Origin of the sequence: Labilibaculum manganireducens (genome assembly GCF_002843385.1) — a bacterium.
Classification (GTDB): domain Bacteria; phylum Bacteroidota; class Bacteroidia; order Bacteroidales; family Marinifilaceae; genus Labilibaculum; species Labilibaculum manganireducens.
In genome coordinates, this window is record NZ_MVDE01000050.1 from 17,691 (window position 1) to 28,276 (window position 10,586).

Genomic DNA, 10,586 nt, shown 5'->3' on the forward strand with positions numbered 1-10,586 from the left:
CAAAAACTTATGACATTTGAGGATATCCTTAAAAGCTTAAAAAAGAAAGAATACGCTCCGGTTTATTTTTTGATGGGAGAAGAAAGTTTTTTTATCGATCAAATTACTGATTACATTATTGAAAATGCGCTGAATGAATCTGATAAAGATTTTAATCAAACGATATTGTATGGTAAAGATACTGATATTGGAACTATAGTAACAACGGCCCGAAGATTTCCAATGATGGCTGAAAAACAATTGGTTGTGGTTCGGGAAGCTCAAAACATAAAAAACATTGATCAACTTTTATCCTACATTCAAAATCCATTGCATTCAACAATACTGGTAATTAATTACAAATATAAATCTTTAGATAAAAGAAAAAGCTTTACAAAAGAGGTTGCCAAGAACGGAATCTTATTTGAATCGAAAAAAATTTATGAAAATCAAGTTCCTGATTGGATAAAAAATTACACCAGTAAACAAGGATATCAAATTGATTCAAAAGCGTGCTTTTTACTTGCCGAATTTTTAGGCAACGATTTAGGTAAAATTACCAACGCGATTGATAAATTAACAATAAATACAACGGAAACTAAAACAATATCGCCAGGCGATATTGAAAAAAACATTGGGATATCTAAAGATTTCAACAACTTTGAATTACAAAATGCATTGGGCAAAAAAGACGTTTTTAGAGCCAATCAAATCATAAACTATTTTGCTGCGAATGAAAAAAATAATCCAATGGTTGTAACCATTGCCTTATTACACTCGTATTTCTCAAAAGTTTTAAAGTATTATTTTATCAAAAATAAAACCAATGATAAAATGGTAGCGTCTACTTTACAAATTAATCCTTATTTTGTAAAAGACTATAAACTGGCAGCAAAAAATTATAACCCTAAAAAACTAGTATCTATAATTGCATTGCTGCGGGAATATGATCTTAAATCGAAAGGAATTGGAGATGTAAGTACGAAGCATGGAGATTTATTAAAGGAATTAATCTTTAAAATTCTTCATTAGAAATTTGATTAAAAAGACAGTAACAAAAATTAAGTTGTACATAAATCCCAACTATGAGATTTTATCTACCCATTTGCCTGCTTTCAATGCTTATCTGCCTTAACTTCTCAGTAAGTTTTGGACAAATTGCTCCTGTTGCACAAAACGATACGGTTTCAATAACCAATAAAAGCGTCGCAAACGAAGTGGTATATATTGAAGTTGATTTTTTACAAAATGACAAATTTTCTGATGTTGATGAACTTGAGATTTCAATCTTAAATCAAACCGACCAATATGGGAAAATGCATTTGATAGAGAATAACACTTTAATGATTTACTATCCTTATGAAAATTCATATGGCACTGATACAATCCGTTATCAAATTTGTAACGAAAATAAAAAGTGCAGTAAAGCATTGGTTATCGTAAATGTTGTGGATCCAAATCAAGTTGAACTTTTGATCCCATCCTCCTTTACACCCAACAATGATGGAACCAACGAGAAATTTTTCATTAAAGGAATAGAGAACTATCCTGAAAATGAATTTATCGTATTTTCCAGATGGGGAACAAAGGTTTTTGAAAAACGAAATTATTCGAATGACGATGCCTGGGATGGTGGTTACAATAAGGCCGGCGTTAAATTAGGCCCGGGGGATAAACTTCCCAAAGGCACCTATTTCTTTAAGTTGATTATTAAAGACAAAGAGTATGTAAAAAGTGGATATATTGTTATTAAGTACTGATAATGAATTACATATTAAAATCCTCTATTCTCTTTGTATTTGTTCTTTTGTGTTCTGTAAACTTACAGGCTCAGGAAGAAATCCGCTTTTCAAATCATAAATACAACCGTCTTTTTTACAATCCTGCTTATGCAGGCAACACCGGATTTATGGAGGCTGTTCTCGCCTACCGAAACCAATGGGTAGGTGTCGAAGGATCGCCGGAAACAGCAATGGTTTCTTTTCAGGCTCCAATAAACTACACCAATTCGGGTTTAGGAGCTGTTGCTTACCACAACAAGTTTGGAATTCAATCAGATATTGCAGTCTTTTTAAATTATGCCTATCAAATTCAAATCAACCGTGAAGGAAAATTATCAATGGGATTGCAGGCTGGGTTCATTAATAAACAAATTAATTGGACTGAGCTGACTTTTTATGATCCAAACCCAAGCAGTCCTAATGATGCAATAATTCCTGATAATAACATATCGACCTGGGTTCCTAATTTTGGTCTGGGCTTTTACTACTACACACCCCAGTATTATTTCAGCCTTTCGGTTCCAAGATTACTTTCGAACGATCAACCCTCAACAGAAGGGATATCAAATAATGTGAGTTTTAATTCAAAATCCCTTTTCTATTATTTAGGTGCCGGACTTACCCTGCCAATTAACCGGGAAATTAATTTCTCTCCTTCGGTTTTATTTGTTGGTTCACATAAAACCTCGAACTTAATAAATGTAAATTTCGATTTTATACATGGCAGCGGGGTATCTGTGGGAGCTGGTTACAGAAGCGATGGCACCTGGGCTGGTTTACTCGGTTATCAACTAACTCAAAAACTAAGATTTTCGTACTCCTACGAAAAATCTTTCGGAAATTATCCGACAAAAGGCTATACAAATCATGAAATAATATTAAATTACAATTTATCATTACGTAAAAGCCAGATTACATCACCAAGATATTTCTAGTAATATGAATAGAAGTCGAATCTTACATTTTCTGTTAATTCTTGTATTTGTTCTTACGGGTGTTTCTGCATCCTTAGCTCAGGATCAGCAGGTACAAAAAGGCGATCGGTTGTACAATAACAAAGAGTTTGCCGCTGCAACCTACTACTACGAAAAATACCTCGAAAATTCTGAAGACGTTAAGATAAAGAGAAAACTTGCCGATTGTTATCTTCAAATACAAAAAGATACCGAAGCAAATTATTTACTGGAAAATATTGCATCCAGCTCGGAAGCCAATGCTGAAGACTATCTGCATTATGCAAATCTCTTAAAGAGAGTTCGCAACTATGAAAAAGCAAAAGTTTTTTTCAAAAAATATGCCGAATTAAAACCTGAAGACAGTAATGTAAGCAAATTGATTCTTTCCTGTAATTTAATTAAGGAATTACAAGATGATCATTTGTATTCCATAAAATCACTTTCAATTAATTCTCCACAGTCCGATTTTGCGTCGGCATTTTATAAAAACGGACTTGTTTTTGTTTCCGGGCGGAAAAATAATACTTCTAAGCAAATTGATGGCAGAAGCGGAGAATACTTTTTGGACATGTATTTTTCAGAAAAATCAGGAGATAATTATTTAAGTCCAGAGCCATTTTCTGATGATTTCAACACTAAGTATCATGAAGGGCCAGCCTGCTTTAGCTCAAATGAAAAATTTATTTTCTTCACCCGAAACAAAGGAACTTTGAATCTGGAGGGGAAATCGGAATTAAATATTTACACTTCAAGACACAATGGTACAGATTGGGATAAGGCTGAAATATTTCAATTTTCAGGTCAGACTTATTCCATGGGGCATCCGAGTATTTCTCCCGACGGAAGACATCTTTATTTTATTTCGAATATGGCCGGTGGCTACGGAGGCACAGATATTTATGTTTGCCTAAAGTCTGGATTCAGCTGGAGCAGACCGATTAACTGCGGCCCTACCATTAATACCGACGGCAACGAAATGTTTCCGTTTATTGCCGAAGATGGCTATTTATATTTTGCTTCCGACGGTCATATAGGTTTCGGAGGTTTAGATATTTTTAAATCAATTTTTGAGCAAAACGAATGGACATATCCGGTTAATTTAGGACCTCCTTTCAATTCCTCAAAAGATGATTTTGGATATCTGATCAGGAAAAACAAAGAAGTTGGTTATTTCTCTTCCAACAGGAATGGAAGTGATGATATTTTTGAGTTCAAACAAAATCCGGAAAAAATACAAAATCTGCGTGGACGATTACTTGCCAGTACTAATAAGAGTGCTTTGAAAGATGTTGAAGTTATTCTTATGGAGAATTTATCCAAAGAAAAATCAACTCTAACTGATGAAAACGGGCTTTTTTCTTTTGATATTTTTAAAGGTAAAAATTATAGTTTAATTGTTAGTAAACCCGGTTACAAAATAAAACGAATTCTCTATTTTGCTCCCGACGAACAAACAACTCCCAAACAATTAAATATTTCTATGGATACAATCCATTGGGTTAAATTCAAAGGGAATATTATAGATCAATTTTCCGCTCATGCTGTTGAAGAAGCATCAATTCAGATAATTAACCAGACCTACAAGAGTAATTCTTTCTGTGTAACTGATGAATATGGTGATTTTGAACAAGAAATTGATCCTTCAAAAGCTTACGATATCATTATCCAAAAAGATGGTTATTTCACCAAAGTAATCAACAATTATAAATATCAATCGGCAAAATTTGAGCAAATCGAACTTCAAAAATTTTCTACCAATCAAGATATGGAACTATATGGAGTAGAGTACGATGCGGGTTCGTGGGAATTAAAAGAAAACACAATAATGGAGCTGAATAATTTAGCCGGTCTTCTAAAAGTAAATCCACATATTTCCATTGAAATTAATGGATTTACAAATCAGGATAAAGGGAAAAAAGAGAACAACATAATTTGCGAACAAAGAGCAAAAACAGCCTCCGAATATATTATTTCCAAAGGCATAACTCCAAACCGAATTCAATACAAATCAGCCGGATACAATTCCGGAAGATCAGCTTTAGTCGTAAAACTAACTGAAGCATTTTAAACTTTAAACAATGACCATTATAATAATTGCCATTACTGTTTTGATATCAGTCGCAGCCTTTAATAAGGTTGAGTTATTGTACAAATACCAGTTTAATGCTTACCAAATACTTAAAAGAAATCAATGGTATCGAATTCTTACCTATGGTTTTCTTCATGCTAATTGGGATCATTTATTGGTGAATATGGTTGTGCTATTTTTCTTTGGAAGAGTACTGGAAACTTATTTCAACTACTATTTTGGGGCTTCAGCGATTCTTTATTTTATTCTGTTGTATATTGGCGCTATTGTATTTTCTACTCTTTACGATTTAAAAAAACACAGAGAGCACTATCATTACAATGCTGTTGGTGCATCAGGTGCTACTTCTGCAGTAGTTTTTGCTGCTATCTTCTTTGCTCCTTTAGAAAACATTTATTTCATGTTTTTTATTCCGATTCCGGGAATCATTTTTGCCTTAGGCTATTTGTACTATTCGTATTATATGAGCAAGAAAAATTTAGACAATATTGGTCACAGCGCCCATTTCTACGGAGCTCTTTTCGGATTTCTATTTCCAATCCTTATTAAACCCCAATTATTCTCCTTATTTTTGCAGCAGATTCTCAATTTTTAGAACATGCAAAAAGCCCTTTTCCTTGATCGTGATGGTGTTATAAACTCTGACGAAGGACATTATTATATATACAAAACAGAAGATTTTAAAATTAATGAAGGCATTATTCCTTCCCTGCAAAAAATTTCGGAAGCCGGATATATTTTATTTATTGTAACAAATCAAGGTGGTATTGCTAAAGGAATCTATTCTGAATCTGATGTAGAGATACTTCATAACCATTTACTTTCTGTTTTAGCGAAAAAAAATATCCACATAAAACAGATTTACTACTGTCCTCATCACGAAAGTATAGCAAAGTGTGATTGCCGGAAACCAAGTCCTTTTTTCATAAAAAAAGCCATTGCCGATTTTAATATTGATGCTTCTAAATCCTATATGATTGGAGATAGTACCAGAGATATTCAGGCTGCAGAAGCTGCCGGAATAAAGGGAATAAAAATTAAATCCAATGAAAACATCAGTATTTATTGTGATCAGATAGTAAAGGGAGAAATATAAAAATGAATACAACTGAAAAAATCTGTTTAGACGGTAAACTATACCCCAAAGACGAATTACTTTTTGGAGCAGGCAATCGTGCCTTCCGTTATGGTGATTCACTTTTCGAAACCATTCATGCCAACGGAACTGAAATTCAGTTTCTTCCTGAACATCTTAATAGGTTGACTAATGGAATGGAATGTTTGGGTATGATTATTCCTCATGGATTCCGTGAAAAAATTAAAACAGATATCACCTTTTTAATCCATAAAAATAAAGCATTTGCGGGCACTAGAATTCGATTAAGCGTTTTCCGAAAAGATGGTGGTTTATACACACCAACAGATAATTCTATTTCCTACTTGATAGAAACTTCTCCTTTAGATCATGATCATTACGTACTAAACCGAAAAGGATTAAAAGTTGGAATTTATGAGGAAATGAGGAAATCTCCCAACCTCACATCAAGATTTAAGACCGGAAATTCACTGCCATTTATTCTGGCTACAAACTATCGTAAAAAAAAGAATTGGGATGATTGTATTCTACTTAACGACAGAGGAAATGTTGTTGAAAGTATCAGTTCAAACCTGTTTTTAATGAAAGATGGGATTTTAATGACTCCTTCGAATGAAAATGGCGGTGTTTCCGGAATTATGAGAGAACAAGTTATTGAAACAGCAGTAGATTTAAACATTACTGTTTTTGATGATTGCGTTTTAAATCCTGAAAATCTTTTGGCTGCCGATGAAATATTCCTAACCAATGCAATTAGTGGTATTCAGTGGGTTGTTGCTTATCAGGAAAGACGGTATTTTAATAAAACAGCTAAACTTTTAATTGAGGAATTAAACCGAAGAGCATTTAATGAGAGATAAACCCGAATTTAACTAAACAACTAATTCATACCCGGATTTTCGGGGAAATTAGACCACATTTTATATCTTCCTCCCATACGCCGCAAGGATTGTGCCCACAATCTTTCGTTATTACAATTCATTATTTCCTGAACACCAAGCTGACTAACCAACCATGAATTTTCATTAATTTCATCGCTGAGCTGTCCAATACTCCAACCGGAATAACCTGCAAAAAACCGAACCTGATCGGGACGAACTACCTTTTGTTCAATCAAGTTCTTTAAAATTACAAAATCACCTCCCCAGTATAGATTCTCAAATACATGAATGCTGTCCGGAATTAAATCAGGTATTGTGTGAAGAAAATAAATTCGGTTTGTATCAACCGGCCCTCCTATAAAAACCTCACCTTCAAAATGTGCAATATTAATCAGCACTTCATCAATAGTTAAATTAATTGGTTTATTAAGAACAAAACCAACGGCACCATTCTGGTTACATTCAACCAATAAAACAAGTGATCGTTTGAAATAACGACCTTCCAAAAAAGGTTCAGCAATCAGCACTTTTCCCTTCTCTGGATTAATTTTGTTCTTTCCAACTCCAAAAAAATCTGATGTCTCGTCCACCATAATTCTCAATTGTTTATACTTCCAAAATAACCAATTTTGCTGAGTAAAAAAAGAATTTTATTATTTAGGAATTTACTATACCTAATCAATTCAATTAGCATAAAGATTGCAAATTTATTATATTAGAGCCACCCTAAAACTAACTTCATGTACAAACGAATTTATTTAATCTTACTGATATTTCTTATCAACCTAATTCCCTTTTTAGCATATTCTTCCGGCAATGCAACTACTAAAGCGCAGGATAAACTACAGGTTGAACTTCCTAAAATTATTATCGCAAATATTTCAACACGAATTGCAATCTCAATAGATGATACGAGTAGAATTATTAGTGAGAATGACAGTCTTTGGATTCAAGTAAATAACCAGAATACAGCGGCAATAATTGAAGGGAAACAAGTTGTTTTTCATTATACTTTTAAAGAAAAAAAAGAATTTCAAATCTCCTTCCAAAACAAAACCTTCACAAATACAATAAATCCAATTCCTTTATGGCTCTCTATACTTCCACCACTGATAGCTATTCTTATGGCTCTGTTTTTTAAAGAAGTATTTTCTGCTTTATTCGTAGGTCTGTTTTCCGGAACATTATTAATCTATTCGTATCAGGAAGCTTCTGTTTTTTCAGCCTTTTTTAAAGCCATATTTGCTATTTCAGATACATATGTTCTTCATTCTCTGGCTGACACGGGTCATATTTCCATTATTCTATTTTCAATGTTAATAGGTGCAATGGTTAATTTAATTACCAAAAACGGAGGTATGCAGGGAATTGTAAATAAACTTTCGAAATTCGCCGGCAGTCCGGGATCTGGACAATTTGTAACATGGCTTTTAGGAGTTCTTATTTTCTTTGATGATTATGCGAACACATTAATAGTTGGAAATACAATGCGCCCTGTTACCGACAGATTAAAAATATCAAGAGAAAAACTTGCTTATATAGTTGATTCAACGGCTGCTCCGGTGGCATCGATCGCAATGATCACAACCTGGATTGGTATCGAATTAAGCTACATTCAATCCGCTGCGGTTCAAATAAATATAGATGAAAGTCCATACAGTATTTTTCTCAATTCTTTACCCACACGATTCTACCCTTTCTTCACCCTATTTTTTATTTTGATGCTTGTGGTTTTAAAAAAGGATTTTGGCCCCATGTTAAAAGCGGAACAAAAATGCAGGCATGAATTAGAACCGGAATCTCTGGAAAACGAAGTTGTATCATCTGAATTAAAAGAAATTCAAATTGATGAAAACACTCCTACCCGTTGGTACAATGCTGGCATACCAGTCTTAATTGTAATTTTAGGAACATTTGCAGGTTTAATTTATACCGGTTGGGATGCAACTATTTGGAACGATACAAATCTTGCCTTTGGTAAAAAACTCTCTCACATTATTGGAGCTTCAGATTCATACCTTGCCCTTTTGTGGTCCTCTCTTTCGGCAGTTTTGGTCGCTTTGGCACTTACTATCGGGCAAAGGATACTTAGCTTAACTAAAGCCGTAGAGGCTCTGATTGGAGGCTTTAAAAGCATGTTGACAGCAATTCTTATTTTAGTTCTTGCATGGGCACTGGCTGACATCACTAAAGACATGCATACTGCTGATTTTATTTCGAATACTCTAATTGCAAGTAATGTTTCACCAATTCTCTTGCCCTCTTTTACATTTATACTTTCAGCATTAATCGCATTTTCAACGGGCTCTTCCTGGGGAACTATGGCAATTCTTTATCCTTTAATATTGCCAGCATCATGGGCGTTGTGCCATTCATCCGGAATGAATGATCCTGAAAGCATGAACATTTTCTACATTACCGTTTCAGCTATATTAGCCGGTTCTGTTTTGGGTGATCATTGTTCGCCAATTTCCGACACAACCATTCTCAGTTCCCTGGCCAGTTCCTGTAACCATATTGAACACGTACGAACACAATTGCCTTATGCATTAACAGTAGGTATCGTTTCTGTTTTTGCAGGTTTACTTCCTGCAGCCTACGGAGTTTCTTCCTGGATTTTAGTTCCGGTTGGCTTTGTATGTCTTTATTTAATTGTGAAGTATGTTGGAAGTAAAACGGAATAAAAGCCCGACATATAATAGTGGGTACTAAATATGCCGGGAGTAAACTTTATGCTGATTTGCAATTATCATATCTGACAATTATACCACTAACCACAATGTATCAAACCAACACTAACTAAAAGTTCTATACATTAAAGACAACTTTATTTATAAAAAGGTGGTATGGAATCATAATTTTTAACAATTATTAACTATTTCAATATCAATTCCCAATATCCGACATCTACCCATTTATTAAATTTATATCCGACCTGCTTAAAGTGCGCTGCTTTTTTGAAGCCGATTTTTTCATGCAATGCAACACTGGCATCATTTGGCAAAGCAATGCCACCAATAGCTGCGTGCAACTCTAATTTTGACAGCTTTCTTATTAATTCCTGATACAACAAAGTACCGATTCCTTTTCCTCTGGCATCAGGATGCAGGTAAACCGTAGTTTCAACCGAGTATCTATAAGCGCATCTTGATTTCCATTCACTCGCATAAGCATAGCCATACATTTTTCCATTTTCAGAAAAAACGATCCATGGCAGCTTTGTTGTAATACTTGAAATTCTTGATTCCATTTCTTTGAGAGAAACTTCATCTTCCTCAAAAGTAATTACAGTATTTTTCACGTAATGATTATAGATTTTACAGATGTCTTCAACATCAGAAAAGCATACATTTTTTATCATAAAAGCTAAATTTTGGTTCGCCTTAAAGATACAAAAAAAGAGAAGCCATCTCTTTCGAAATGGCTGTTACCCCAGTATATTTTGGAGCCCTTTTAGAATTGATTTGTTGTCTAGAATTACCACATTGCATCCAACAATCACTAACTAAAATATCCGGAATTTTCCCCTATAGATTCTCCCGAACATATATAGGACAAATAAAAACACTAATAGGGTGAATACTTATGTAGTAAATAAGTAATAATTAATATTGTCCTATATTAAAATCAATGACCGTTTGGAATCTTAATCATTGCATTAAGTTACAATAACATACAATCGAGTAGGTAGAGGGATTACTCCCTCGCCCTCTCACACCACCGTACGTACTCTCGTATACGGCGATTTCAAATTAATTTTGTAACAGTACATATTTATTCGACATATTAAACAAACCTAAATCC

Annotated in this window: 10 protein-coding genes; 8 read left to right on the forward strand and 2 right to left on the reverse strand. The window is 34.1% G+C overall.

What is annotated here, in order from left to right; genetic code table 11:
• The first annotated feature begins 9 nt into the window (after positions 1-9).
• From holA to BZG01_RS20080, 7 genes are read left to right on the forward strand one after another with little or no spacing between them, the layout of a single operon-like run.
• The gene (holA, locus tag BZG01_RS20050; RefSeq protein ID WP_101311624.1) at positions 10-1,011 is read left to right on the forward strand and encodes a DNA polymerase III subunit delta; all 1,002 of its coding nucleotides are present in this window, start codon (positions 10-12) and stop codon (positions 1,009-1,011) included.
• Positions 1,012-1,064: 53 nt separating this feature from the next.
• A complete protein-coding gene (locus tag BZG01_RS20055) occupies positions 1,065-1,739 on the forward strand; it encodes a T9SS type B sorting domain-containing protein (protein WP_101311625.1) in 675 nt (224 codons plus the stop codon).
• Positions 1,740-1,741: 2 nt separating this feature from the next.
• Positions 1,742-2,695, forward strand: a complete 954-nt coding sequence (locus BZG01_RS20060) for a PorP/SprF family type IX secretion system membrane protein (protein ID WP_101311626.1) — start codon at positions 1,742-1,744, stop codon at positions 2,693-2,695.
• 4 nt (positions 2,696-2,699) lie between these two features.
• Complete coding sequence (locus BZG01_RS20065; RefSeq protein WP_101311627.1) at positions 2,700-4,784, forward strand: OmpA family protein; 2,085 nt, start codon at positions 2,700-2,702, stop codon at positions 4,782-4,784.
• Positions 4,785-4,794: 10 nt separating this feature from the next.
• Positions 4,795-5,400 (forward strand): rhomboid family intramembrane serine protease, encoded by a 606-nt coding sequence (locus tag BZG01_RS20070; protein ID WP_101311628.1) that lies wholly within the window; start codon positions 4,795-4,797, stop codon positions 5,398-5,400.
• Between the two features lie 3 nt (positions 5,401-5,403).
• The gene (locus BZG01_RS20075) at positions 5,404-5,901 is read left to right on the forward strand and encodes a D-glycero-alpha-D-manno-heptose-1,7-bisphosphate 7-phosphatase (protein ID WP_101311629.1); all 498 of its coding nucleotides are present in this window, start codon (positions 5,404-5,406) and stop codon (positions 5,899-5,901) included.
• A 2-nt stretch (positions 5,902-5,903) separates the two neighbouring features.
• The gene (locus BZG01_RS20080; protein ID WP_101311630.1) at positions 5,904-6,761 is read left to right on the forward strand and encodes an aminotransferase class IV; all 858 of its coding nucleotides are present in this window, start codon (positions 5,904-5,906) and stop codon (positions 6,759-6,761) included.
• Positions 6,762-6,781: 20 nt separating this feature from the next.
• On the opposite strand, the gene BZG01_RS20085 is transcribed toward BZG01_RS20080, so the two are convergent.
• The gene (locus BZG01_RS20085; RefSeq protein WP_101311631.1) at positions 6,782-7,375 is read right to left on the reverse strand and encodes a YqgE/AlgH family protein; all 594 of its coding nucleotides are present in this window, start codon (positions 7,373-7,375) and stop codon (positions 6,782-6,784) included.
• 147 nt (positions 7,376-7,522) lie between these two features.
• On the opposite strand from BZG01_RS20085, the gene BZG01_RS20090 reads away from it, so the two are divergent.
• A complete protein-coding gene (locus BZG01_RS20090) occupies positions 7,523-9,466 on the forward strand; it encodes a Na+/H+ antiporter NhaC family protein (protein WP_101311632.1) in 1,944 nt (647 codons plus the stop codon).
• Positions 9,467-9,657: 191 nt separating this feature from the next.
• Here BZG01_RS20090 and BZG01_RS20095 read toward each other — a convergent pair whose 3' ends face one another.
• Positions 9,658-10,143, reverse strand: a complete 486-nt coding sequence (locus tag BZG01_RS20095) for an arsinothricin resistance N-acetyltransferase ArsN1 family B (RefSeq protein ID WP_101311633.1) — start codon at positions 10,141-10,143, stop codon at positions 9,658-9,660.
• Between the last annotated feature and the right edge of the window lie 443 nt (positions 10,144-10,586).

What these genes read in the sequence shown, in the direction of transcription:
- holA (WP_101311624.1), top strand. Translation starts at nt 10, where the DNA reads ATGACATTTGAGGATATCCTTAAAAGCTTAAAAAAGAAAGAATACGCT.
- BZG01_RS20055 (WP_101311625.1), top strand. Translation starts at nt 1,065, where the DNA reads ATGAGATTTTATCTACCCATTTGCCTGCTTTCAATGCTTATCTGCCTT.
- BZG01_RS20060 (WP_101311626.1), top strand. Translation starts at nt 1,742, where the DNA reads ATGAATTACATATTAAAATCCTCTATTCTCTTTGTATTTGTTCTTTTG.
- BZG01_RS20065 (WP_101311627.1), top strand. Translation starts at nt 2,700, where the DNA reads ATGAATAGAAGTCGAATCTTACATTTTCTGTTAATTCTTGTATTTGTT.
- BZG01_RS20070 (WP_101311628.1), top strand. Translation starts at nt 4,795, where the DNA reads ATGACCATTATAATAATTGCCATTACTGTTTTGATATCAGTCGCAGCC.
- BZG01_RS20075 (WP_101311629.1), top strand. Translation starts at nt 5,404, where the DNA reads ATGCAAAAAGCCCTTTTCCTTGATCGTGATGGTGTTATAAACTCTGAC.
- BZG01_RS20080 (WP_101311630.1), top strand. Translation starts at nt 5,904, where the DNA reads ATGAATACAACTGAAAAAATCTGTTTAGACGGTAAACTATACCCCAAA.
- BZG01_RS20085 (WP_101311631.1), bottom strand. Translation starts at nt 7,375, where the DNA reads ATGGTGGACGAGACATCAGATTTTTTTGGAGTTGGAAAGAACAAAATT.
- BZG01_RS20090 (WP_101311632.1), top strand. Translation starts at nt 7,523, where the DNA reads ATGTACAAACGAATTTATTTAATCTTACTGATATTTCTTATCAACCTA.
- BZG01_RS20095 (WP_101311633.1), bottom strand. Translation starts at nt 10,143, where the DNA reads ATGATAAAAAATGTATGCTTTTCTGATGTTGAAGACATCTGTAAAATC.